We start from the raw sequence: 23340 nt of genomic DNA on the forward strand, positions 1-23340 counted from the left end.
AAAGCTCTTAAAAACATAAGCTGATTAATAAATAGACAGATAAATTGATGTTTATATAAAACGAGAAAGTTTATTGAACACTTGAGTAACAGAGATAAGGAAATTGAATATGGAAATTCTAGTATATGAAGTAGAAATTAATGCGCCTATAGAAAAAGTATGGGACATACTCTGGAATAGCGAGACATATAATGCATGGACAAAATTCTTTGCACCGGATTCTTCAATGAAGACGGACTGGAAAGTTGGCGGTAATACATATTTTCTAGACGGAGAAGGAAATGGAATGGTTTCAACCATTGAAGAAATGAAAAAGCCTGAAGTATTAATTTTTAAACATTTAGGAATGATTAAAGAAGGAAAAGAAGACTTAGAAAGTGAAGAGGTGAAAAGCTGGAGTGGTTCGTTAGAAAAATATTTTTTAAGCCAAAATGGGAATACTACAACTTTAAAAGTTGAATTGGCCACCTTACCTGAATATATCGGTATGTTAAAAAGTGGCTTTGTTCAAGGTTTTGAAGTTGTAAAACATATTGCTGAAGGAAGTTAATTTATCTTATTCAGTTAATTGTTTAGGCAAAGTATTTTTTATGAATTTTAGAAATAAGATCATTGAGACGAGAAGGATAAGCAAGACGATGATGGCCTCCGTCATATGTTTCTACTGTCATATAAGGTGAAAGCTTTTCCTGTACTTGGTACATATCAAGTTGCTCGTCTCCTAATTCTAAATAAGCCATTTTAGGATTAGAGTGATCAAGATCTTCATCACAAAGGTCGGGATAATCATTACGAAAACTAGGATTAAGGCTTGGATTGGCAACAACAACAGCTAACTTATGTTGAGCAGCTGTTTTTAAAGCCCAATAGCCACCAAGGCTATGACCAACTAATAAATCTGGTTTAATCGTTTCAATTGCTTGATGATAAAAGTCCTTCACTGAGGCATAACTCAAGTTACGATAATCCACATCAATACAAAATTTTTCAGGATGCAAGATGGCATGGAATTTTGTTGATTCACGAGAAGAATCCAAGCCATGTAAAAATAGAATTTTCATTATTTGCTACACAATCTCATAGATAAAATAAAAGGCAAAATAGGCCTTTTAAAAATCGAGGTTATTTGGATTTTTTTATATTTTACTTAAAGCTAAAAAAAATGATCTTAGCGATTGGTCTAACTAATTTTCATCATTCAAACCGCCTTTAATTTGATGGCTTTGACTTTTTTCATTTTTGTTTGATTGAAATCATTCGAAAAACCTCAGCAATCTGTTAAGCTATGCCACTTCATTTTTACTTAATCGAGGCAGAGATGACGCAACAAAACGCTCAATCGACTTCTGAACCAACTATTTCCGAAAACGATTTAATTGCACAGCGTCATGCCAAATTAAAGCAAATCCAAGATGTTGCAAAGGATACTGGAAAGAGTCCTTGGCCAAATACATTCAAACGTGAACATTACGCTGCTGATCTACAAGAACAATTTAAAGATCAGTCGAAAGAACAAATTGAAAGCGCTGAACATGTATATGTAAAAGTCGCTGGCCGTGTCATGTTAAACCGTGGTTCTTTTATGGTGATTCAAGATATGACTGGTCGCATTCAGTTATATGTTGACCGTAAAGGTTTACCAAAAGATACGCTTGAAACGATTAAAGGTTTAGACCTAGGCGACATTATTGCTGCTGAAGGTTATATTGGTCGTTCAGGCAAAGGTGACTTGTATGTACACCTTGAAGGTTTTGAACTTCTTACAAAATCACTTCGTCCGTTGCCAGATAAATTTCATGGTTTGAACGATACAGAAGTTAAATACCGTAAACGTTACCTTGATCTAATCGTAAATGAAGAAACCCGTAAGACTTTTGAAATTCGTGCCAAAGTTGTTGCAGGTATTCGCGCATTTTTAACAAATGAACGTTTCATGGAAGTTGAAACGCCAATGATGCATGTGATTCCAGGTGGTGCGTCTGCACGTCCGTTTGAAACGCATCACAATGCTCTAGATATGCCATTATTCTTGCGTATTGCACCTGAGCTTTACTTAAAGCGTTTGGTTGTTGGTGGTTTTGAGCGCGTGTTTGAAATTAACCGTAACTTCCGTAATGAAGGGGTGTCAACGCGTCACAACCCTGAATTTACAATGATCGAGTTTTATCAAGCTTATGCTGATTATAAAGACTTGATGGCTTTAACTGAAAACATGCTTGAAAAGCTAGCTCTTGATATTTTAGGTACGACTGATGTGCCTTACCAAGGTGAAGTGTTTAGCTTTAAAGGGCCATTCAAGAAAATCTCTATGTTCGATGCGATTTTAGAGAATAACCCTCAGTTCACACCTGAAAATGTAGGTGATCGTGAGTTCCTTGCAAAATTTGTGCGTGAAGAGCTGAAAGAAGAAGTTAAACCTGGTTTCGGTTTAGGTAAACTTCAAACAATTGTATTTGAAGAAACGGTTGAGACTAAACTCCGTCAACCTACTTTTATTACTGAATATCCAGCCGAGACTTCTCCACTCGCTCGTCGTAATGATGACAATCCGCACATTACCGATCGTTTTGAATTTTTCATCGGCGGACGTGAATTGGCAAATGGCTTTAGCGAGTTAAATGATCCGATTGATCAGGCTGAACGTTTCCAAGCTCAGGTTGCGGAAAAAGATGCAGGTGATGATGAAGCAATGCATTACGATGCAGAGTTTGTTGAAGCGCTTGAATATGGTTTACCTCCAACAGCGGGTGAAGGTATTGGTATTGACCGTTTGGTTATGCTTTTTGCAGATGCGCCAAGTATTCGTGATGTAATTTTATTCCCGCATATGCGTCGTAAAGAAGGTTAATTTAATATTCAATAAAAAAGGCAGTGTAAACTGCCTTTTTTATTAACTATTTATATATAAAAAAAACTTAAATTATAGAAAACTTAAGACCTCGTTAAAAAATGTAATTGCACAGTTTAACAATTGCAAATTTGCAATAAAAAAATTAATGTGTTGCTCATAAATAACTTTGAGAATTGTGCTGACATGTTTTTAAGAAAAACACTTTCAATTGCATTATTAGCTACTGCCTCATCAGCTGTTTTTGCCCAAGGTTTGGTGCTTAATAATGATGATTTACGTACAGATTTAAATTGGTTAAATCAGCAAGGTGTCATTAACATCAGTACTTCTACTTGGCCTTTAAGTGGTGATGAAATTCAGCGTGCACTCTCTCAGGCTAAAGTAACACATCCAGCTCAACAAAAAGTTATTAACTCAGTTCTCAATGCATTAAAGGCAGATAACGATACAGTTAAAGTGGGTGCTTTTGCTGGAACAGATATCAAAGATATTCCTCAAGCATTTGGGAATAATCATAAATCACAGTATCAAGGCTCTGTAGAGTTTAATGCTGGTGGTGAAAACTGGGATGCAAAAATCCGTGTAAACGCAGAAAAAGATCCGCAAATTGATAATGGTCATGATGCCAATGTGGAAGGTTCGTATGTCGCTGGTAAAATCTGGAACCAATGGGTTGTTGCCGGTCAAATTCCAACATGGTGGGGACCTGGGCATGATGGTAGTTTAATCCGTGGTGATGCAAGTCGTCCTGTTTATGGGGTGACAGCTCAAAGAGCTATACAAAATGCATTTGATACCAAATGGTTATCTTGGATTGGGCCTTGGCAATACCAACTATTTGCAGGTCAGTTAGATGATTATAAAGCTATTCCACATGCTAAGTTATTAGGTTTGCGTGTTACTGCAAGTCCATTACCTTACTTGGAACTAGGTGCTTCACGAACTTTACAATGGGGTGGTGAAGGGCGTTCTGAAAGTTGGAACTCATTATGGAATGCAATTAAAGGTAATGATAATGTTTATGATGCAGCTGAAGACAGATCTAATCAAATTGCTGGATTTGATGCTCGTTTAAATCTTCAATCACTTTTAAATGCCCCTGTTGGTATTTATGGTCAATATGTAGGTGAAGATGAAGCGGGGCACTTACCATCGAAGAAAATGTATTTAGCTGGTGCTGATTATTCTTCTAGCTATAAAAATATGCCTTATCAACTTTATGCTGAATGGGCAGATACACGTACTAATGGCGATGTAAAAGGAATTTCTTATAACCATTATATTTATACAGATGGTTATTACCAGCATGGTTTCCCTCTAGGGCATGCAATGGGTGGTGATGGTCAAATGTATTCTGTTGGTGGCGATATTCGATTTGACACGATGAATCGCTTAAGTGGTCGTGCAATGGTTGTTAAAGTGAATGAATCTAACTTGGCAATCAATAAAGCTTTCCCTAAAGAAGATAAAATTAAAGCGCTTGATTTAACTTGGACGCATTACATCAAACCAGATCTTCCATTAAAAATTAATGGTTGGATTAGTGACTCTGATTTAGAGGGTAATGATTCAGGTGCATCTATTGGTATTGAAATTCCGTTAGAACGTAAAATGTTTGGTTTCTAAGAATTAAATAATGCTATAGAAAGAGAGAAGCTAAAATGGCTTCTCTTTTTTTATTGTATTTAAAGAAATCTAAAGATGAGATCGTGATTTGCTTCGGTTAACGATGCGAGCTAGGATGGACATGTTATCTATGCGAATCAGTATCTTACATTTATATGATGAATTTGAATATCAATATGAAAAAACAAGCAAAAGAAAACAGTTTTAAATCACTATAATGCATAACTAATGCTATAAGCCTCATAAAGGCTTGTGGTTGGATTATTTATCACAAAAAATTGGAGTTGTTATGGCACTCGTTCCTCCACATGGTCTTCTAAGTGGTGGTTTAATACCACTTCTAGATTTTATGGGCAAAATGGATAGAGAAGGACGTGTTCATGACTGAATCAAGACTTACACATCTCAAGCAACTTGAAGCTGAAAGTATTCATATTATTCGTGAAGTTGCGGCAGAATTTGAAAACCCAGTCATGCTTTACTCAATTGGTAAAGACTCGGCTGTAATGCTCCATCTTGCATTAAAAGCATTTTATCCTGCGAAGCTTCCTTTTCCTTTATTACATGTAGACACTGGATGGAAGTTTAAAGACATGATCGCGTTTCGCGATAACATGGCAAAAACGCATGGCTTTGATTTAATTGTTCATCAGAACAAAGAAGGCCGTGAAGCAGGTATCAATCCATTTGATCATGGTAGCTCAAAATATACAGATATTATGAAAACCCAAGCTTTAAAACAGGCTCTGGACAAATATCAATTTGATGCTGCTTTTGGTGGTGCGCGCCGTGATGAAGAAAAATCACGTGCGAAAGAGCGTGTGTATTCATTCCGTGATAGTAAGCACCGTTGGGATCCTAAAAACCAACGTCCTGAACTTTGGAATCTTTACAATGGTAAAGTGAACAAAGGCGAAAGTATTCGTGTATTCCCATTATCAAACTGGACTGAGTTAGATATTTGGCAATATATCTATTTAGAAAATATTCAAATTGTTCCTCTTTATTTCTCTGCTGTTCGTCCTGTGGTTGAGCGTAGTGGTACGCTCATTATGGTGGATGATGAACGCATGCGTTTAAAAGAGGGTGAAGTTCCGCAAATGAAGTCTGTACGTTTCCGTACGCTAGGCTGTTATCCATTAACAGGTGCAGTCGAGTCTGAAGCTGATACATTGCCAGAAATTATTCAGGAAATGTTATTGGCAACAAGTTCTGAGCGTCAAGGTCGTATGATTGACCATGATGAAGCAGGCTCAATGGAAAAGAAAAAGCAAGAAGGCTATTTCTAAGACAGTTTCTAAATTTGTGGAGTTTGAGCAATGTCTCATCAATCAGACTTAATCAGCCAAGACATTCTGGCTTATTTAAAACAACATGAACAAAAAGACCTTTTACGCTTTTTGACTTGCGGTAATGTAGATGATGGTAAAAGTACCTTAATTGGCCGTTTACTTTACGATTCAAAATTGATTTATGAAGATCAATTGCAAGCTGTAACACGTGACAGTAAGAAAGTGGGTACAACAGGTGATGCACCGGACTTGGCATTACTTGTAGATGGTTTGCAGGCCGAGCGTGAGCAGGGTATTACCATTGATGTAGCTTATCGCTATTTCTCGACTGAAAAGCGTAAATTTATTATTGCTGATACACCGGGACATGAACAATATACCCGTAACATGGCAACTGGTGCATCGACTGCTGATCTTGCAATCATTTTGATTGATGCACGTTATGGTGTACAAACTCAGACTCGTCGCCATACATTTATTGCAAGTTTGCTTGGTATTAAGAATATTGTAGTTGCCATTAATAAAATGGACTTGGTTGAATATTCACCTGAGCGCTTTAATGAAATTCAGATTGAATATGATGCATTCGTGAGCCAGTTAGGTGATCGTCGCCCAGCCAATATTTTATTTGTTCCAATTTCTGCTTTGAATGGCGATAACGTTGTAAATCCATCGGCTCATACTCCTTGGTATAAAGGCCAGACTTTGATGAGTATTCTTGAGTCTGTGGAAATTAGCCGTGAGTCAAATAAACATGAATTCCGTTTCCCAGTTCAATATGTGAACCGTCCAAACCTCGATTTCCGTGGCTTTGCGGGTACGGTTGCTTTAGGTGAAATTAAAGTTGGTGATGAAATTGTAGCGTTACCTTCTGGTAAGCGTTCTACAGTTAAAGAAATTGTTACTTTTGACGGTAACCTTGAGCAGGCAGTTGCAGGCCAAGCAGTTACATTAACGTTAAATGATGAAATTGATATTAGTCGCGGAAACGTGCTGGTACGTGCAGGTGAGCAACCATTAATTTCACGTAGCGTTCGTGCTTCTGTGGTATGGATGAATGAGCATCCACTTGTAAAAGGTAAGTTGTACAATATTAAGATTGGTACACAAACCGTTCCAGCAAAAGTGACGAACATTCACTACCGTGTAAATGTGAATACACTTGAGCATACTCAGGTCGAAGAGCTTGAGTTAAATGCAATTGCGGATGTTGTGGTTGAGTTCGATGCTCCAGTCGTGTTTGACCGTTATCAAGATTCGCGTTACACAGGTTCATTTATATTTATTGACCGTTTAAGTAACGTGACCGTTGGTGCGGGCATGGTAGAGGCGGCTGTAGAATGGACTGCTCATAGCAATGCTGTTACTGCCGAAGACCGTGCTGCTCGTTTAGGTCAAAAACCTGCCGCTATTGGTGTTTCTGCACAATTAATTGAAAAAGCTCAAGCTTTAGAAAGTTTGCTGATTCAGCAAGGTGTAGTTGCAATTGCAAAAGCAAGCTTAACAGCTGAGCAATTGGTTCTATTACGTGAGACGGGTGTTGTGGTTATCACAACTTCTGTGGAAGGTATAGATACAGAGATAACTGCTGAAACTGTGGAAGAAGCAGTAGAAAAAATCGTGGAATTGGTTCGTCTTTAATAGATTGAAAATGAGTTCTAAAAAAACCCGCGTAAGCGGGTTTTTTTATTGAGTTTAGAAAATATTTTGAGTTTTTAACATTAAATATTCTCTTAAATCTTTAGGATAGTTCTGAATCATCTTTAAAAATGTATCTCGATCACCTTGATATAAGGCACGTGTTGCTTCTTCATAATTTGGCATATTACCTAACATGGCAGACATAAAACGATCGATGGCTTGTTTGGCGAGCATAATATTGCCTTCCGAATTTGGGTTATTTAACTCTTTATCAATTAACTTGCGAATCACTGCTGATGCACTCGCACTTTGTTGATCTAACCAATCCCAATGTTTTTTCTGTAAAGTGATTTCACGCGAAATTACGCCAAGTTTAGGTCGTCCAACTTTTTTAATTTCTTCCGGCTCAGCATAACGTTGTTGAAATTCTTGTTCCGAACCAGAAAGGTCAAGATCAATTTGTTGACCTGTTTGATCATTAAAAATCAGAATATTTTCCGTTGTTTTCGGAAGTTCTTTGAGTTTTTTTGCAAGTTCAACAAGGGAGTCACTCGCAATAAACGTGCTTCCAGTGAAAGCAGTATAGGTGATTTTAGTATTCATTTTAGCCGTATATTTTTATCAGGGTAAAATAATATTATCAGGGTAAAATTAATTTGGCAAATAGTAAAATTCATAACCAAAGAATTATCAGGTTTTATGAATGTAGTCTCTTAGATTAGGACTATAAAAATAGTCAAGATAATCGACCATTTAAAATTTTGTTCTGCTTTAATATTGCTTTTATGAGAGAATGTGTCTTTAGTTGTATGTATAAGGACTCCTATGTTTGAGCAATCTCCTGAATCTTTAAGCGATATCGAAATTTTAGACATTTTACAGTCGATGAAAAAAGATAAGCTAGATACGGAAGCACATGAGATCATCCGTAGCGGGGGAAAAGCAGGACGTCAGGAAGCGCATAAACAGGCTTTGGTAGCACTAAATACAAATTTTGAAGAGAAATTTGTAGAAGCAGTTACTCTTGCACTAGGTTTAAATGCAGCTCAAGCTAAAAAAATTCGCTATAAAAAAGATCGAATTCGTATTTTAAAAGCACGTGGTATTGATTATTTAGCTATTGATGGGGCAGAAACAGCGCAAGTTTTGGCACAAATTTCACAAGCAATTGTTCGTGAAGATGGGATAGTTACCCATGACTTACATGATATCTTCCCATTTTGGAAAGAAGGTTGGCCAATGGTGCAATTTGATAATGCCTATAAAATTTTAGAAGAAGATATTACCTTGCACTTTCATGCGTTCTTAGATGCCATGATTGAGTATGTGAATAAATAAAAAAAAGCCCCAATTGGGGCTTTTTTTTTTATAGCAGAATATGCTTAGATTGCACTAAAAAGTGGGAAAACACCAATCACTAAAGCTGTACCCATTAACACCATACAAGTAATAAATGCCCATTTAAAAGTGAACTTTTGATGATCTGCAAAATCGACTTTAGCAAGACCACATAACAAGTAAGTTGATGGAACAAGAGGTGATAATAAGTGTACAGGTTGACCTACAATTGAAGCACGAGCAATCGCTTCTGGACTAATACCATAATGTGAAGCAGCTTCGGCAAGAATAGGCAATACACCATAGAAGAATGCATCGTTTGACATAAAGAACGTCAAAGGCATGCTTACCAACGCTGTAATTGGTGCAAGATATGGTCCCATGCTTGCAGGAATCATTGCGACAAATTCTTTAGACATCGCTTCAACCATGCCTGTGCCAGATAAAATACCTGCAAAAAAACCTGCCGCAAAAATTAAACCGACAACAGCCAAGATACTATCTGCATGCATAGCGATACGTTTCTTCTGCATATCAACATCTGGATAGTTAATAAGCATCGCAATACAGAACGCCAGCATGAATAACACTGACATTGGTAAAATACCTTTGATCAACGCAATCATAAGAATAATGGTAAGTACCATATTTACTTTACGTAAATGTGGACGAGTCGCTTCCGGATCTTTTGAAACGGTAATGTTGTCACCATGGTGACTTTCAAGCTCAATTACCCCTAGACGTTTTTGCTCATAACGACCATATAAATATGCCAAGAAGAATAACCAGCCAATACTAATCACCATTGGAATGATCATTGGTACAAAAATATGGCTTGGGTCGACTTGAAGCGCACTCGCTGCACGAGCAGTAGGGCCTCCCCATGGTGTTAAATTCATGACACCACTACATAACAACATAAGTGCTGTCATGATCAGTGTATTCATACCTAGACGTTGATAGAGAGGAAGCATTGCTGCGACACAAATCATATATGTAGTCGAGCCATCACCATCAAGAGAAACTAATGTAGTTAAAAAAACGGTCCCTAATGTAATTTTTAGAGGGTCACCTTTAACTTTTTTCAAAATCCATTTAACCGGAGGATCGAAAAGACCTGCGTCGATCATTAAGGCAAAATATAAAATCGCGAATAATAGCATTACGCCAGTAGGCGCAAGTTTTTTGATGCCTTCTAGCATCATTTCGCTGAGACCCTTAAGCTCAATATGACTTAAGCTTTCAAAATAATGACCAAGGCCCCAGGCGATAAGAGAAAAAATAAATGGGATAAGAATTAAAGCAATAATAGGGCTTAAACGTTTGGACATGATTAAATACATGAAGCATAAAATCATGCCAACACCAAGTAATGTCAGCATACAATCAATCCTTTGCCTTTAGTTTTACTGAACAAGTTTATTCAAAACTCTGACTTTGATTATTCTTATGAATTTTTATTAAAAAGACAAATAATATATTTAGTTTATTTGGTTAATATATATTCACTTGGAAAGGTATATTCTAGGAAAATACTGAATATATATATTATTGGTATAGTCTATTTATAATATATAGTAGTTATTATTAGAGCATATAAAACCTTTATCATATTTGGAATTATCATATATTTTTAACAATTATATTTGTTTTTGAATGCTGAAATGAGAAGTATACCCATTTACATTGCTTGCTATAGCTACGTTACATAAGTAAGAGGAAGCTGTAAATGCTTTATGTGCAAATTTTTATTTCTATTTAATTAAAAATTTTTATTTTAATTAAAGAGTTAATTTATATATTTAAAAATATGATTAAGATAATAAATTAAACTTTTAAAATGACAATATCTTAAAATAAGTATGAGTTTAAAAATTATTTTATTAAAAAAATATCCCGCTTTAATTAGCAGGATATTTTGCACCAAAATAAATCAATTTTCATCTGGTGTTGAGGGGAGGTCAGATTTTTCTAATACACGTGTTACCAGTAACTGATCAATTTTAAAATGGTCCACATCGACAACTTCGAATTTATAACCACCGAATTCAACAAAATCTGCGGGGCGAGGAATTTTGCGTAAACGGTACATCATAAATCCGGCTAATGTTTCATAATTTTCTTCATCAGGCATTTCATCAATTTCTAGAGCATGTCTTAGGTCATCAATTGGTGTACTTCCATCAATTAACCAAGAATTATTATCACGTTTAATAATTTGCTGCTCTTCTTCAATTGGGGTAACCCAATCGCCCATAACGGTAATCATAATATCGCTTAAGGTAATAACACCGACCACAAGCGCGTATTCGTTAATTACAACGGCAAATTTTTCTTTTGTTGAGCGGAAGCGATCAAGTAATTCAGAAAGTGTTAAAGTGTCAGGAATAATGAGAACATTACGTATAGTTGATTCATTTAACTGTGTAGGCGATTGATTATTTAAAATACGAACTAAAAAATCTTTGGCATCTACATAACCAATAACCTGATCAATATTTTCATTACAAACCAAAAATTTAGAATAAGGATATTCCGCTAGTTTTTGTCGAATGCTGTCTTCATGTTCATTTAAAGTAAAATACACAACATTTTCACGCGTTGTCATACTTGACGGCACTGTGCGTTCTTCAAGCTCAAATACATTTTCAATAAAGTGATGTTCTTGTTTCTGAAGTACGCCTGCTTGGGCACCAGCATCCATAACTGCTGAAATATCATCAAAAGTTATATTATCTTCACGTGTTGTATTTACTTTAAATAAGCGAAATAACAAGTTTGCAATTGCGTTGATTCCCCAAGCTAAAGGCTTACAGATTTTAATAAAAATCTGAATAGGATTAATCACGCTAATTGCGATTTTTTCAGGTGCAATCATTGCCAATCGTTTTGGCATGAGATCGGCAAATAAAATAAATAAAGAAGTTACCAAGGTGAAAGATAGGGCGAAACCAATTGTTTGCGTCCACGGACCTTGGTAAAAGCGGTCAACTAAGTTGACAAAGAAAGGACGAAATGCAGCTTCACCCAAGATACCGCCTAAGATTGCGACAGCATTTAGGCCAATTTGGGATGCTGCAAAAAAGTCTGCAGATTGTTCTTGTAAATCAAGTACCTGTTGAGCACGTTCTTCGCCAGCTTCGGCCAAAATTTTTAACTTTACTTTTCTGGCACCAGCTAGAGCAATTTCAGTTAAAGATAAAAAGCCTGCTGCGATGATGAGCAGTACGATGATAATGATATTTTGAAAGAGACTCACAAATCACCCGAGGATCATCATTATTATGACTATGTTTTAACACAAAAAAGCGCTGAGGTAATCAGATTGATTGCTCAGCGCTTAAGATAATGTTTGAAAGAGACAATTAAATTAAAATTTATTTAATAGTGGGAAAATTGTGAATTATTAGTTAGGAATTCACGATTTTCCTCTTCGATCATTTGGCGAGCAACGAATAAAATAAGTTGGCGTAACCAGCGATGAGCTGGATGATGATGTAATAATGGACACCATGCCATCTTGAGTTCGAACTCAGGAATATAAAACGGTGGATCCTTAATGACTAATTTTGGATTTTGTGCTTGCAAACGAGCCATTCGAGTTGGAAGCGTCGCAATCAAATCAACATTTTGAGCAAGTAATGCTGGCATTTGATAGTGGCGCGTAAACACAGAAATTTTACGACGTTGACCAATACGTTCTAATGCCTGATCAATCCAGCCTAGGCCACCTTGTTTGTCAGGGTTTACCCCAAAACCTACACCCATACCAGTTTTAGATACCCAAATATGTTGAGCATCTAAATAGCTTTTTAAGTTTAAATGAGTAACAGCAGGGTGTTTGTCATTTAAAATACAGCTAAAGCTATCACGCCAAACTAAAACTTGGTGGAAGCTTTGTGGAATTTCATTGAAGCGATTAATTGCTAGATCAACTTTACCTTGCTCCATGTCTCTATATGACACGTCACTTGGAGTGAGAAAATCGAGTACAACGTTGGGTGCTTCAGAGCGTAGAGCTTTAACAAGACGAGGAACTAGGGTTGCTTCTGCATAGTCAGAAGTCATAATACGGAAAACGCGATTACTGGTATAAGGGCGGAATTCGGTACGCGGTTCCAAAATCATGGAAAGATCAGAAAGGGCATCGCGAATACGTGGTTGTAATTCAAGCGCACGTTCTGTCGGCGTCATCCCTTCAGATGAACGGATCAGGAGAGGGTCATTAAATAAATTACGCAAACGGCGTAAAATATTACTCATGGCAGGTTGAGTAACACCAAGTTGTTCGGCTGCGCGAGTAACATTTTTTTCACGAAGAAGAACATCAAGATATATTAATAGATTAAGATCTACCCGCTCCAGATTCATAAAAAAAATACCGAAAATAAAACCCTAAAATTGTTTCAAATTATGCCATATTTAAAGAACATTGTGTGAAAAAATGATGAGAAAAACGACATTTTTTGTTGAAATTAAGTATGCCTGAAAAGCACCTCAAATGCTCGATTTTGTTATCTTTGATATGTTTTTATATTTGTAGTTATGGAAGAAATATTTTTAATTAATATTTAGTATTGTTCTAGCATGTTGATTGACTTTTTTCATTGGCAAAAGTCGCCTAATTTACAATTGACTTTTAACACTAAAAATGAATGGAAAAATCTTAAGAACTGTATAAAAATAAAACTTGGAGAGTTTTTTGATCAAAATACTATACTCCTTTAGGATTATTTTGTTTTTATAAACAAAGTGTTATGTTTTTTAGTTTTACTTATAATATCGATTTATTGGTATATTTTTTAAATAAATACTGAAGATTAACGAAGGATATTGGATTAATTGATTGGCTAAGTCTAAGCTGTGTACATGAAGAAGCAGCTGGTGTCATAAGAAATTTAAGTAACATGACTCTAGGCTTCGATCGATGAAATCCTAAAATGAATACAGGACAATATCATGACTACATATCAAACAGCGATTGATGCAGTACGTGAATTAAAATCAAAATTCGGCAACACTTGGGCAGACATTAGCCCAGAAGATGCTGCTCGTATGCAACTTCAAAACCGTTTCAAAACAGGTTTAGATATTGCTAAGTATACAGCTGCGATTATGCGTCGTGATATGGCTGAATACGATGCTGATTCAAGCAAATATACTCAATCATTAGGTTGCTGGCATGGTTTCATCGCTCAACAAAAAATGATTGCTAACAAAAAATACTTCGGTACTACTAGCAAACGTTATATCTACCTTTCTGGTTGGATGGTTGCTGCACTTCGTTCAGAATTCGGTCCACTTCCTGACCAATCTATGCACGAAAAAACTTCAGTACCTGCTTTAATCGAAGAAATCTACACTTTCTTACGTCAAGCTGATGCAAAAGAATTAAATGACTTGTTCCGTGCTTTAAACAAAGCAAAAGAAGCGGGTGACTCTGCGAAAGTAGCTGAAATCACAGCTCAAATCGACAACTTCGAAACTCACGTTGTGCCAATTATTGCGGACATCGATGCTGGTTTCGGTAACGAAGAAGCAACTTACTTACTTGCTAAGAAAATGATTGAAGCTGGTGCTTGTGCGCTTCAAATCGAAAACCAAGTATCTGATGCAAAACAATGTGGTCACCAAGCTGGTAAAGTAACTGTTCCACATGCTGACTTCATCGCTAAGATCCATGCTCTTCGTTATGCATTCTTAGAATTAGGTGTAGAAGAAGGCGTTATTGTTGCTCGTACTGACTCTGAAGGTGCTGACCTTACTCAAAGCATCCCAGTAGTTAAAGAACCAGGTGACATCGCCTCTAAATATATTAGCTACTTAGACACTCAAGAAATTGATATTTCTGAAGCAACTGATGATGAAATCTTAATTAAACGTGATGGCAAGTTACACCGTCCAACTCGTTTAGCTTCTGGTTTATATCAATTCCGTGAAGGTACTCAGATTGACCGTGTTGTACTTGACTGTATCACTAGCCTTCAAAATGGTGCTGACTTACTTTGGATCGAAACTCCGACTCCAAACGTAAAAGAAATTGCACACATGGTTAACCGTGTTAAAGAAGTGGTTCCAAATGCGAAGCTTGTTTACAACAACAGCCCATCATTCAACTGGACTTTAAACTTCCGTCAACAAGCGTATGACCGTTGGGTTGCTGAAGGTAAAGATGTATCTGCTTACGACCGTGCTAAATTAATGAGCGCTGAGTACGACAACACTGAATTAGCTGCTGATGCTGATGAAAAAATCCGTACTTTCCAAGCAGACGCTGCGCGTGAAGCTGGTGTGTTCCATCACTTGATCACACTTCCTACATACCACACTGCTGCTCTTTCTACTCACGAATTGGCACAAGGTTACTTCGGTGATCAAGGTATGTTAGCTTATGTTGCTGGCGTACAACGTAAAGAAATCCGTGGCGGTATCGCATGTGTGAAACACCAAGCAATGGCTGGTTCAGACATCGGTGATGATCACAAAGAAATCTTCGCTGGTGAAAACGCACTTAAAGCTGGTGATGACTCTAAAAACACAATGAACCAATTCTCAGCTCACTAAGAATTGACTTCATAAAAAACCGCTCAAATGAGCGGTTTTTTTATTTATATTGAAAAAATTTATTAGTCTTCTTTTTTCAACACATAATGTTCAGCCAAAGAACCTTCAACTTTTTTACCTTCCATGTCTAATGCAGTAGCAGTATTCTCACCAATAAAGAATTTACGGTTTTGAGCTTTATCATCTAAGGTAATAACAGAAGTATTGTCTTTATCGAAAGCAAACTTACCGTGTGTTTCAAATGGGTTTGTATCACCTTTACCTAAATAAGTTTCATTCAACTCATAAGTTTTATCATCTTTTAATTTTAATTCAGTTTTGATGCCTTCACAGTCTGCGCAAGGAAGTGTTCCTTTGTATTTACCATTCCAGTCGAGAGAGTTCTCTGCTGTATGTTCAGTATCTACGGCAACAGCATTACTTGCTTCAGTAGTTTGTACAGGGGTAGATGCATCAGAAGTTGTCTCTGTTTTATTTTCGTGTTTATTACATGCGACAAGGAGAGTACTCATAAGTGCAATTGCTAATAATGATTTTTTCATAATGACCAAAACCTCAAAATAAAAAATAAAAAGTATTTAAAGCCTAGAAAAAAAGAAAATAAAATAAAAGCGTTACTATGTTGCTTAATTTTATCAAAAGGTAAAGTGAATGCTTATTAGGAACCTTTTAATAGTAATTTTTAAAATTAAGTTGGTGGGGTAGAGGTATCCATTCGGGCGATTTAATGGATACCTGTTTTTAATTATGGCTGTGCAGAAACTCCACCTAGAGAGTCGCATGCTGCTTTATAAAGTTCATATTGCTTCTTTACCACTTCATCTAAAGGCATAGCGAATAATTCTTCACCCTCTTTATAACTTTCTACATAAGTGGTCGCTTTATCTTTACTCACGGCTAAAGTTTGTTGGTAATAAGAATTGATAGAGCTTGTAGGCATTTCACTGGTTTCAACATTTTTACATTGAAAATTATTTAATAGTTTTTCTGCACGTTTGAGCTCACTAGATTGGCCAAAAATACACCCAGTTAAAAATACAAAAGGTACTAACACGAAAAAGATTTTCATGGAAAAAATTTATAAGAGCGAGGATGGGCGCTATTGTATAAATAATTCCATGCTTTACTGTGGTTTTATGTTAGACATTGACTATTTTTTAACTCATTAAAATAAAAAAATTGTTTCTAAGTTTGTAATGACCTCTTTTTGTATTTGGTGCATATTTTGCTTACTAAAAAAGCCATTATTAAAAATGAGCCAAAATGAATCGGATTCAGCAATTTTCTCAGACTTCTTTAGCACCATTTTGGTATGCACAATTAGAGCTTGGTTTTAGTTTTAAAAATTCTCGCACCATAATGAGTCATAGAAAACATCATGGCCCTGTTCGGGTGCAAAAAATGCTCTGGCCCGAAAAAACTGGAGTTTGCCACGCTATTATTGTTCATCCACCAGCAGGAATTGCAGGAGGGGATCATCTTACTTTCCAAATTGAAACAGCAGAGCAGGCACATGCAGTTATTACCACACCTGGAGCTGGGAAATGGTATAGAACCAATGGTAAACAGGCTTTTCAGCATATTTATCTGACTGTAAAAAATGACTCTATTTTAGAGTGGATGCCACAAGAAACGATGTTATTTGATGGTGCTGTAGCACATTCGGAAACACATATTCACCTTGAACAAACAGCAAGTTTTATTGGATGGGATATGCTGGTTTTGGGCCGACAGGCTCGAGCTGAGAATTTTGTTCATGGAAGTTATCACAATCAATTTAAGTTATGGCGTGAGAATAAATTACTAGTTGCCGATACTTTATATTTTGAGGGGGGAGATCGCTGGTTAAGCTCATGTTTAGGAATGAATAATCTGGCTGTAATGGCAAGTTTCTGGGCTGTACCGCCAGCAAAATTCCGTTCTTCATTTTATTTAGAGCAACATATTGAACTCATTCGTGAACTCATTATGCGTATGGATGTGCCTGTGACTTTGACGTTACTAGAAGATGTGCTGTGTGCGCGGTTTTTAGGAAATGATGTGCGAGTTTGCCATGATGCTTTCGCGGCTATAAGAGCAAGATTAAGACGGTATTGGTTTGATTTAGATGAGGAATTCCCAAGAATTTGGAAAACTTAATTTACGTTAAATTGCGTATTTTAAAAACGATTAAAACAAGTATGCTGCTTTTGAGCACGCATTTTGCTTAAAGAAAACTAGATGCTATTAGGAAAGAGATATGGAACTCAATCCAACAGAAAAAGATAAGTTACTCATTTTTACCGCAGGTTTGGTGGCTGAGCGTCGTAAAGCACGAGGTTTAAAGCTGAATTATCCAGAAGCTGTTGCGTTTATTTCGGCAGCCTTACTTGAAGGTGCTCGAGATGGAATGACGGTGAGTGAACTTATGCACTTTGGCACGACTTTATTAAAGCGTGAAGATGTTATGGATGGCGTAGCGGAAATGATTGCTGAGGTTCAGGTCGAAGCAACTTTTCCTGACGGTTCGAAATTAGTCACTGTTCATCAGCCAATAGTATAAAAGGAACGCTTATGATCCCCGGTGAAGTTATTACTCCAGACACTGATATTGAACTGAATGTCGGACGAGAAACTTTAAAAGTTGTGGTGGCTAATCTTGGCGACAGGCCTATTCAGGTGGGTTCACATTTTCATTTTTATGAAGCAAACGATGCCTTACAGTTTGATCGTGAGATAGCAAAGGGTTTTCGCTTAAATATTGCGGCGGGTACTGCGATACGTTTTGAACCAGGGCAAAGCCGAGAAGTGGAACTTGTTGCTTTAGCTGGTAAGCGAGAAGTATATGGTTTTGCTGGTCGGGTAATGGGGCGTTTGGATGAAAATGTTGATTAGAAAAGCAACGAAAGATGACACGGATAATATTGTTGCCATAATTGCTCCATATGTAGATCAAGTGATTGCAAATGATGAAGGGCGCTCACGCTTTAAACCAGAAGTCATACAAACAATTTTTGATCGAGAAGATATTCATTATTTTGTTGGAGAGATTGATCAACAGGTCGTGGGTATAGTCGCTTATATGGAACCCTCACATTTAATGCATTTTTTTATTAAAAAAACACATTTGAAACTAGGTCTAGGGCGACAACTTTGGGATTTCATAGAAGAAAAAATTAAAAATGAAAATATAGACGTTGAAAAAATTACGGTGAATTCAAGTTTTTATGCTCAAGATATCTATGAAAAATTTGGTTTTATTGTAAGTGGTGATGCTGCTGAAAAATGGGGAATCCGGTTTATCCCGATGACAAAATATTATGCTTTGCTATCAGAAAAATAAGGAACTAATCGTATGAAAATGTCACGTCGTGCATATGCTGAGATGTTTGGTCCAACGGTTGGAGATCGTATTCGACTAGCTGATACAGAGCTTTTTATTGAGGTTGAACAAGATTTAACGACATATGGTGAAGAAGTTAAATTTGGCGGTGGTAAAGTCATTCGTGACGGGATGGGACAATCGCAACTTTTAGCTGATGAAGTTGCCGATACAGTCATAACCAATGCTTTAATTCTGGATTGGTGGGGAATTGTTAAAGCCGATGTAGGTTTAAAAAATGGCCGAATCTGGAAAATAGGAAAAGCTGGAAACCCCGATATTCAACCTGACATTACTATTCCTTTAGGTGCTGCAACAGAAGTGATTGCGGGTGAAGGGCAAATTTTAACGGCAGGTGGTATTGATACCCACATTCACTGGATCTGCCCGCAGCAGGTTGAAACCGCGCTGATGTCTGGGACAACAACAATGGTAGGTGGGGGTACAGGACCAGCAGCCGGAACTTCGGCAACCACAGTAACTCCAGGGCCTTGGCATATTGCGACCATGTTGCAGGCGATTGATGATTTGCCTATGAATATTGGCCTGCTAGGCAAAGGGAATTTGAGTTTACCTGACCCTATTCGTGAGCAAATTAAGGCTGGGGTAATTGGATTAAAATTACATGAAGATTGGGGCTCAACACCAGCAGCAATTGATAACTGCTTGAGTGTGGCAGACGAGTTTGATGTTCAGGTCGCAATTCACACGGATACTTTAAATGAAGGTGGTTTTTTAGAGGAAACCCTAGCAGCTTTTAAAGATCGTACCATTCATACGTACCATACTGAAGGTGCAGGTGGTGGACATGCTCCCGATATTTTAAAAGCAATTGGGCAAAGTAATGTCTTGCCATCTTCGACCAACCCAACGCGACCTTATACCATTAATACCATTGACGAGCATTTAGATATGCTCATGGTTTGTCATCATTTAGACCCTGCAATTGCTGAAGATATTGCTTTTGCGGAAAGTCGTATTCGCCGTGAAACTATTGCTGCCGAAGATATTTTACAAGACTTAGGTGCAATTGCCATGATGTCATCAGACTCGCAGGCGATGGGGCGCGTGGGTGAAGTCATTTTACGTACTTGGCAAACTGCCCACAAAATGAAAGTACAACGTGGCCCATTAGAGGGTGACAATGAGCTTCATGATAATAATCGGGTTAAACGCTACATTGCCAAGTATACAATTAACCCAGCAATTACCCATGGTTTAAGCCATGAAATCGGTTCGGTTGAAGTCGGAAAACTTGCTGATTTAGTGTTATGGAAGCCTGCGTTTTTTGGCGTAAAACCTTCCATGATTATTAAAGGTGGCATGATTGCAGCTGCACCGATGGGTGACATTAATGCTTCCATTCCAACCCCTCAACCTGTGCATTACCGTCCAATGTTTGGGGCTTATCCGCGTGGTGTGCATAACACTTGTATTACCTTTTTATCTCAAGCAGCAATTGATGAAAAAGTTGCTGAGAAACTAAATCTGAAAAAGTTAATTAGCCCATGTAAAAATACGCGTTCAATTACCAAAGCCGATATGAAACACAATACATATTGTCCAGTTATGCATGTGCATCCCGAAACTTACGAGGTACGAGCAGATGGTGAATTACTAACGTGTGAGCCTGCTGACGTGTTACCAATGGCACAGCGTTATTTCTTATTTTAATGAATTTTATAGAGGTGATTTGCCTCATTAACTTATATGAAAGAAATAAGTAAGGAGAGAAAAGCTAAATGAAAATTTACACCCAACGTCTTGAAGATATTTCTCCTGATCAGACATTTGAAACGGTTGAGCTAACGTTTGATACCCGTCAGAAATCACGTTTTCGAGCGGCTTTAGCAAGTGGCGTAGATATCGGTGCGGATTTGCCTCGTACTGGCATTTTGCGTAGTGGTTCATATATTGCAACGCAAGAGGGCGATGTATTGCGAGTTGATGCAAAACCTGAACGGTTAATGCAAGTTACTGCTCAGACTGAATTTGATTTGCTTAAAGCGGCCTATCATTTAGGTAACCGACATGTTCCATTAATGCTGACACCAACAGCTTTATATTTTGAGCCTGATCATGTACTTGCTGAAATGGTAGAAGGTTTGGGGCTTACTGTGACAGAAACCGATCATCCGTTCGAGCCTGAAAGTGGTGCCTATGCACAGCATAGCCATGATCATCGTTTAAGCCCAATCAAAGCTTTGCACCATGTCCATTCATAACGCAGCGCAATTACTTCAACTGCTGACACTGTCTTCGACGGCATTGCCAGTTGGAGCGTATTGTTATTCACAAGGTGTAGAAACAGCCATTGATATTGGCTTAATACACGATGAAAGCTCTGCCATTGCTTACTTTGAAGAAGTGCTTGAAATGTTGTTGGTACGCTTTGAGTTACCTGTACTTAAGCGTCTTATGCAACATTATGATGACTCAGACGAGTTCTTGACTTGGGCACATTTGTATAAGGCAAGCCGAGAAAGTAAAGAGCTACTTGCTGAATCTCAGCAACTCGCATTTTCTTTAAATGCATGGATTAAAGATGTTTTGAAAAAGCCAGTTGAGGTTAAAAAGCAGTTTGGTTTTGTACCTGTCTATGCACAGCTTTGTGGGCGTTTAGAGCTTAAAGATATTGATGTACTCACGGCGTATACCTTTACTGTTTTAGAAAATCAGGTTTTAGCAGCCGTAAAAACAGTCCCATTGGGACAAATGGCAGGACAAAGAATTTTGTGGCATTTGCATGGGCGAGTACCACACGCTGTAGAGAAGGCTTTAAAACTTAAAGATGAGCAACTGAGTAGTGCTTTACCTCGCTATGCCATGCTGAGTATGAAACACGAAACACAATATTCACGATTATTCAGATCTTAAAATTAGGAAATAAAAGGATAAAAATCATGACAGAACGTAGTCCATTACGAGTTGGAATTGGCGGACCAGTCGGTTCAGGTAAAACAGCACTTACGCTTAACTTATGCCGTGCCTTACGTGATAAATACAATATGGCTGTAGTGACAAATGATATTTATACCAAAGAAGATTCAAACTTTTTAACCCGTAATGAAGCGATGTCACCAGATCGTATTGTGGGTGTGGAAACAGGTGGTTGCCCTCATACAGCAATTCGTGAAGATGCCTCAATTAACTTGGCCGCGATTGATGATTTGTGTGAGAAATTTGATGGCTTAGAACTCATTATTATTGAAAGCGGTGGCGATAATTTGGCCGCAACATTTAGCCCAGAACTTTCTGATTTAACCTTGTATGTTATTGACGTGGCAGGTGGTGAAAAAATTCCACGTAAAGGTGGGCCGGGTATTACCAAGTCAGATTTACTGATTATTAATAAAACTGACCTTGCACCTATGGTTGGTGCAAATCTTGATGTGATGGACCAAGATGCGAAACGTATGCGTGGTGAAAAACCATTTTTATTTTCAAACATGAAAACACAAGATGGGCTTGAAGAAATTATTCAATTTATTGAGAAGCAAGGGCTGTTTAAAGCTTAAGGAGTAACTATGAATTTCATTAAAAAATGTAGTGTCGGGCTCCTTAGCATGTTACCTGTGTTAGCTATGGCACACCCGGGTCATGATCATGAGCATTCTGGATTTGTAGCAGGTTTTATTCATCCTTTTACTGGTCTCGATCATTTAGTGATGGCTTTAGGTTTTGGTATCTTATTATGGTCAGCAGCTAAACAATGGAAAATTGCCGGTGTCATTACTCTAAGTATTGCTTTGATTGTAGGCTTTTTAGTAGGTGCCCAAGGTCTAATACCAGAGAGTATCGCTGAATATGGGATTATTGCTTCTTTGATTGTTACAGCGATTGCATTATGGACAAAATCAAATCGGATATGGCCTATGGCTGCTGCTTTACTCGCAAGTTTTCATGGAGTAGCTCATGGAGTTGAGTTAGCACATGCAGGGCATATTGTTGCATTAGTAACTGGTATGGTTACCGGTATGGCACTTATTTATTGTGCTGGACTTGCATTAGGCGCAATATTTACACGATATGTACCTTATGGCAAAAAAATTATGGGTACCTGCGCAGCAATTGTGGCAGTCATTGGTTTAAGTTAATTAAAACCTTGCAAAAAAAGGTAGCTTTAAGCTACCTTTTTGAATTTGCAAAATAAAATGTGTGTAGAGAAAATTTTTTATACTGTTTTTACAGTGATCACTATGCTTTATAGTGGATATATTCAGGCTTATGATTTTTTTCAACCAGAAAGCGATGATTCTGCTTTATTAAATACAGATCAGTTGTTAGATCAATCAGATTTAAACTTGGAACAAAGGCGGTTGGCAATTGAGCATGATGATGAAATTAATAACTATAATGTGCTTAAAAACGAATTTTATTCAAATGAGTGTTGGGTGATTTATAATTATACAGCCTATGATACGGGGCAACTTCACAGCAAAAGCATCGCTGGTTTAACGAATCATATTAATATTCAAGATTTATCCATTTCAGTTGGGTATGGAGTTAACTATAGTGTTAATCCAAGACTAAAAATTGGTTATGAATATATTTCGAGTTTTCCTTACGACCGAGCTCAACTCATACGATTTTTTACGATCTATTTATTCTGAAATGCAAAATTAAAATAATCTAATTCAGATAAATAGATCAGTTAAAGTAATTCG

General features: G+C 37.3%; 25 protein-coding genes. 18 read left to right on the plus strand and 7 right to left on the minus strand.

Annotated features, from left to right (window positions below; translation table 11 throughout):
• The first annotated feature begins 109 nt into the window (after nt 1-109).
• Nucleotides 110-550 (plus strand): SRPBCC domain-containing protein, encoded by a 441-nt coding sequence (locus ABLC00_RS05070; protein WP_004888223.1) that lies wholly within the window; start codon nt 110-112, stop codon nt 548-550.
• 22 nt (nt 551-572) lie between these two features.
• On the opposite strand, the gene ABLC00_RS05075 is transcribed toward ABLC00_RS05070, so the two are convergent.
• The gene (locus ABLC00_RS05075) at nt 573-1061 is read right to left on the minus strand and encodes a YqiA/YcfP family alpha/beta fold hydrolase (RefSeq protein WP_000697206.1); all 489 of its coding nucleotides are present in this window, start codon (nt 1059-1061) and stop codon (nt 573-575) included.
• Nucleotides 1062-1318: 257 nt separating this feature from the next.
• Here ABLC00_RS05075 and lysS point away from each other — a divergent pair, with 257 nt between their 5' ends.
• The 5 genes from lysS (at nt 1319) to cysN (ending at nt 7410) form a co-directional block, all read left to right on the plus strand.
• On the plus strand, nt 1319-2848 hold the full coding sequence (gene lysS / locus ABLC00_RS05080; RefSeq protein ID WP_002054306.1) for a lysine--tRNA ligase: 1530 nt from the start codon (nt 1319-1321) through the stop codon (nt 2846-2848).
• Nucleotides 2849-3034: 186 nt separating this feature from the next.
• Nucleotides 3035-4477, plus strand: a complete 1443-nt coding sequence (locus tag ABLC00_RS05085) for a capsule assembly Wzi family protein (RefSeq protein ID WP_004888221.1) — start codon at nt 3035-3037, stop codon at nt 4475-4477.
• A 256-nt stretch (nt 4478-4733) separates the two neighbouring features.
• Nucleotides 4734-4865 (plus strand): hypothetical protein, encoded by a 132-nt coding sequence (locus ABLC00_RS05090; protein ID WP_002054314.1) that lies wholly within the window; start codon nt 4734-4736, stop codon nt 4863-4865.
• On the plus strand, nt 4858-5766 hold the full coding sequence (gene cysD, locus ABLC00_RS05095; protein ID WP_000140408.1) for a sulfate adenylyltransferase subunit CysD: 909 nt from the start codon (nt 4858-4860) through the stop codon (nt 5764-5766). Before ABLC00_RS05090 ends, cysD begins: the two co-directional genes overlap by 8 nt.
• A gap of 30 nt (nt 5767-5796) precedes the next feature.
• Nucleotides 5797-7410, plus strand: coding sequence for a sulfate adenylyltransferase subunit CysN (gene cysN / locus ABLC00_RS05100; protein ID WP_004888218.1), 1614 nt, complete (start codon nt 5797-5799; stop codon nt 7408-7410).
• 54 nt (nt 7411-7464) lie between these two features.
• On the opposite strand, the gene ABLC00_RS05105 is transcribed toward cysN, so the two are convergent.
• Nucleotides 7465-8013 carry a DUF2239 family protein gene (locus ABLC00_RS05105; protein WP_004888216.1) on the minus strand — a complete coding sequence of 183 codons (549 nt, stop codon included), beginning with the start codon at nt 8011-8013 and terminating at the stop codon, nt 7465-7467.
• 222 nt (nt 8014-8235) lie between these two features.
• Between ABLC00_RS05105 and ABLC00_RS05110 the strand changes: the two genes are divergently transcribed.
• On the plus strand, nt 8236-8748 hold the full coding sequence (locus ABLC00_RS05110; RefSeq protein ID WP_002054476.1) for a hypothetical protein: 513 nt from the start codon (nt 8236-8238) through the stop codon (nt 8746-8748).
• A gap of 44 nt (nt 8749-8792) precedes the next feature.
• On the opposite strand, the gene ABLC00_RS05115 is transcribed toward ABLC00_RS05110, so the two are convergent.
• The 3 genes from ABLC00_RS05115 to ABLC00_RS05125 all read right to left on the minus strand — a co-directional run bounded on the left by ABLC00_RS05115 (nt 8793) and on the right by ABLC00_RS05125 (nt 13119).
• Complete coding sequence (locus ABLC00_RS05115; RefSeq protein ID WP_348941159.1) at nt 8793-10130, minus strand: CitMHS family transporter; 1338 nt, start codon at nt 10128-10130, stop codon at nt 8793-8795.
• Between the two features lie 551 nt (nt 10131-10681).
• Nucleotides 10682-12007 carry a hemolysin family protein gene (locus ABLC00_RS05120; protein WP_002054376.1) on the minus strand — a complete coding sequence of 442 codons (1326 nt, stop codon included), beginning with the start codon at nt 12005-12007 and terminating at the stop codon, nt 10682-10684.
• A gap of 122 nt (nt 12008-12129) precedes the next feature.
• Nucleotides 12130-13119, minus strand: a complete 990-nt coding sequence (locus ABLC00_RS05125; RefSeq protein WP_001047619.1) for a LysR family transcriptional regulator — start codon at nt 13117-13119, stop codon at nt 12130-12132.
• A 588-nt stretch (nt 13120-13707) separates the two neighbouring features.
• On the opposite strand from ABLC00_RS05125, the gene ABLC00_RS05130 reads away from it, so the two are divergent.
• Nucleotides 13708-15312: an isocitrate lyase gene (locus tag ABLC00_RS05130; protein ID WP_002054455.1), complete on the plus strand. Its 1605-nt coding sequence runs from the start codon at nt 13708-13710 to the stop codon at nt 15310-15312.
• 62 nt (nt 15313-15374) lie between these two features.
• On the opposite strand, the gene ABLC00_RS05135 is transcribed toward ABLC00_RS05130, so the two are convergent.
• Both ABLC00_RS05135 and ABLC00_RS05140 read right to left on the minus strand, forming a co-directional pair.
• Complete coding sequence (locus ABLC00_RS05135; RefSeq protein WP_004888215.1) at nt 15375-15854, minus strand: copper resistance protein NlpE; 480 nt, start codon at nt 15852-15854, stop codon at nt 15375-15377.
• 203 nt (nt 15855-16057) lie between these two features.
• Nucleotides 16058-16381 (minus strand): hypothetical protein, encoded by a 324-nt coding sequence (locus ABLC00_RS05140; RefSeq protein ID WP_004888213.1) that lies wholly within the window; start codon nt 16379-16381, stop codon nt 16058-16060.
• A gap of 194 nt (nt 16382-16575) precedes the next feature.
• Between ABLC00_RS05140 and ABLC00_RS05145 the strand changes: the two genes are divergently transcribed.
• From ABLC00_RS05145 to ABLC00_RS05190, 10 genes are all read left to right on the plus strand, one after another.
• On the plus strand, nt 16576-17451 hold the full coding sequence (locus ABLC00_RS05145; protein WP_004888212.1) for an urease accessory protein UreD: 876 nt from the start codon (nt 16576-16578) through the stop codon (nt 17449-17451).
• 100 nt (nt 17452-17551) lie between these two features.
• Nucleotides 17552-17854, plus strand: a complete 303-nt coding sequence (gene ureA, locus ABLC00_RS05150; RefSeq protein WP_002054385.1) for an urease subunit gamma — start codon at nt 17552-17554, stop codon at nt 17852-17854.
• 11 nt (nt 17855-17865) lie between these two features.
• Nucleotides 17866-18186 carry an urease subunit beta gene (locus tag ABLC00_RS05155; RefSeq protein WP_004888211.1) on the plus strand — a complete coding sequence of 107 codons (321 nt, stop codon included), beginning with the start codon at nt 17866-17868 and terminating at the stop codon, nt 18184-18186.
• The gene (locus ABLC00_RS05160; protein WP_033846682.1) at nt 18176-18634 is read left to right on the plus strand and encodes a GNAT family N-acetyltransferase; all 459 of its coding nucleotides are present in this window, start codon (nt 18176-18178) and stop codon (nt 18632-18634) included. The genes ABLC00_RS05155 and ABLC00_RS05160 overlap by 11 nt, the downstream gene beginning before the upstream one ends.
• A gap of 12 nt (nt 18635-18646) precedes the next feature.
• Nucleotides 18647-20347 carry an urease subunit alpha gene (ureC, locus tag ABLC00_RS05165; RefSeq protein WP_004888209.1) on the plus strand — a complete coding sequence of 567 codons (1701 nt, stop codon included), beginning with the start codon at nt 18647-18649 and terminating at the stop codon, nt 20345-20347.
• A 68-nt stretch (nt 20348-20415) separates the two neighbouring features.
• Nucleotides 20416-20898: an urease accessory protein UreE gene (gene ureE, locus ABLC00_RS05170; RefSeq protein WP_002126865.1), complete on the plus strand. Its 483-nt coding sequence runs from the start codon at nt 20416-20418 to the stop codon at nt 20896-20898.
• Nucleotides 20885-21550, plus strand: a complete 666-nt coding sequence (locus ABLC00_RS05175; RefSeq protein ID WP_002060172.1) for an urease accessory protein UreF — start codon at nt 20885-20887, stop codon at nt 21548-21550. The genes ureE and ABLC00_RS05175 overlap by 14 nt, the downstream gene beginning before the upstream one ends.
• A gap of 26 nt (nt 21551-21576) precedes the next feature.
• Nucleotides 21577-22191 carry an urease accessory protein UreG gene (gene ureG / locus ABLC00_RS05180; RefSeq protein ID WP_000140200.1) on the plus strand — a complete coding sequence of 205 codons (615 nt, stop codon included), beginning with the start codon at nt 21577-21579 and terminating at the stop codon, nt 22189-22191.
• Nucleotides 22192-22200: 9 nt separating this feature from the next.
• Nucleotides 22201-22770, plus strand: a complete 570-nt coding sequence (locus ABLC00_RS05185) for a HupE/UreJ family protein (protein WP_004888204.1) — start codon at nt 22201-22203, stop codon at nt 22768-22770.
• A 57-nt stretch (nt 22771-22827) separates the two neighbouring features.
• Complete coding sequence (locus ABLC00_RS05190; RefSeq protein ID WP_004888202.1) at nt 22828-23286, plus strand: hypothetical protein; 459 nt, start codon at nt 22828-22830, stop codon at nt 23284-23286.
• Nucleotides 23287-23340: the final 54 nt, after the last annotated feature.

The sequence above is a fragment of the Acinetobacter nosocomialis genome (assembly GCF_041021905.1).
GTDB classification, from domain to species: domain Bacteria; phylum Pseudomonadota; class Gammaproteobacteria; order Pseudomonadales; family Moraxellaceae; genus Acinetobacter; species Acinetobacter nosocomialis.

Coding starts and splice junctions, on each gene's coding strand:
- ABLC00_RS05140 (WP_004888213.1), bottom strand. CDS start 16,381: ATGAAAATCTTTTTCGTGTTAGTACCTTTTGTATTTTTAACTGGGTGT.
- ABLC00_RS05110 (WP_002054476.1), top strand. CDS start 8,236: ATGTTTGAGCAATCTCCTGAATCTTTAAGCGATATCGAAATTTTAGAC.
- ABLC00_RS05070 (WP_004888223.1), top strand. CDS start 110: ATGGAAATTCTAGTATATGAAGTAGAAATTAATGCGCCTATAGAAAAA.
- ABLC00_RS05125 (WP_001047619.1), bottom strand. CDS start 13,119: ATGAATCTGGAGCGGGTAGATCTTAATCTATTAATATATCTTGATGTT.
- ABLC00_RS05155 (WP_004888211.1), top strand. CDS start 17,866: ATGATCCCCGGTGAAGTTATTACTCCAGACACTGATATTGAACTGAAT.
- ureC (WP_004888209.1), top strand. CDS start 18,647: ATGAAAATGTCACGTCGTGCATATGCTGAGATGTTTGGTCCAACGGTT.
- ABLC00_RS05075 (WP_000697206.1), bottom strand. CDS start 1,061: ATGAAAATTCTATTTTTACATGGCTTGGATTCTTCTCGTGAATCAACA.
- ABLC00_RS05190 (WP_004888202.1), top strand. CDS start 22,828: ATGTGTGTAGAGAAAATTTTTTATACTGTTTTTACAGTGATCACTATG.
- cysN (WP_004888218.1), top strand. CDS start 5,797: ATGTCTCATCAATCAGACTTAATCAGCCAAGACATTCTGGCTTATTTA.
- ABLC00_RS05105 (WP_004888216.1), bottom strand. CDS start 8,013: ATGAATACTAAAATCACCTATACTGCTTTCACTGGAAGCACGTTTATT.
- ureG (WP_000140200.1), top strand. CDS start 21,577: ATGACAGAACGTAGTCCATTACGAGTTGGAATTGGCGGACCAGTCGGT.
- ABLC00_RS05175 (WP_002060172.1), top strand. CDS start 20,885: ATGTCCATTCATAACGCAGCGCAATTACTTCAACTGCTGACACTGTCT.
- lysS (WP_002054306.1), top strand. CDS start 1,319: ATGACGCAACAAAACGCTCAATCGACTTCTGAACCAACTATTTCCGAA.
- ureA (WP_002054385.1), top strand. CDS start 17,552: ATGGAACTCAATCCAACAGAAAAAGATAAGTTACTCATTTTTACCGCA.
- ABLC00_RS05085 (WP_004888221.1), top strand. CDS start 3,035: ATGTTTTTAAGAAAAACACTTTCAATTGCATTATTAGCTACTGCCTCA.
- cysD (WP_000140408.1), top strand. CDS start 4,858: ATGACTGAATCAAGACTTACACATCTCAAGCAACTTGAAGCTGAAAGT.
- ABLC00_RS05135 (WP_004888215.1), bottom strand. CDS start 15,854: ATGAAAAAATCATTATTAGCAATTGCACTTATGAGTACTCTCCTTGTC.
- ABLC00_RS05185 (WP_004888204.1), top strand. CDS start 22,201: ATGAATTTCATTAAAAAATGTAGTGTCGGGCTCCTTAGCATGTTACCT.
- ureE (WP_002126865.1), top strand. CDS start 20,416: ATGAAAATTTACACCCAACGTCTTGAAGATATTTCTCCTGATCAGACA.
- ABLC00_RS05115 (WP_348941159.1), bottom strand. CDS start 10,130: ATGCTGACATTACTTGGTGTTGGCATGATTTTATGCTTCATGTATTTA.
- ABLC00_RS05130 (WP_002054455.1), top strand. CDS start 13,708: ATGACTACATATCAAACAGCGATTGATGCAGTACGTGAATTAAAATCA.
- ABLC00_RS05145 (WP_004888212.1), top strand. CDS start 16,576: ATGAATCGGATTCAGCAATTTTCTCAGACTTCTTTAGCACCATTTTGG.
- ABLC00_RS05160 (WP_033846682.1), top strand. CDS start 18,176: ATGTTGATTAGAAAAGCAACGAAAGATGACACGGATAATATTGTTGCC.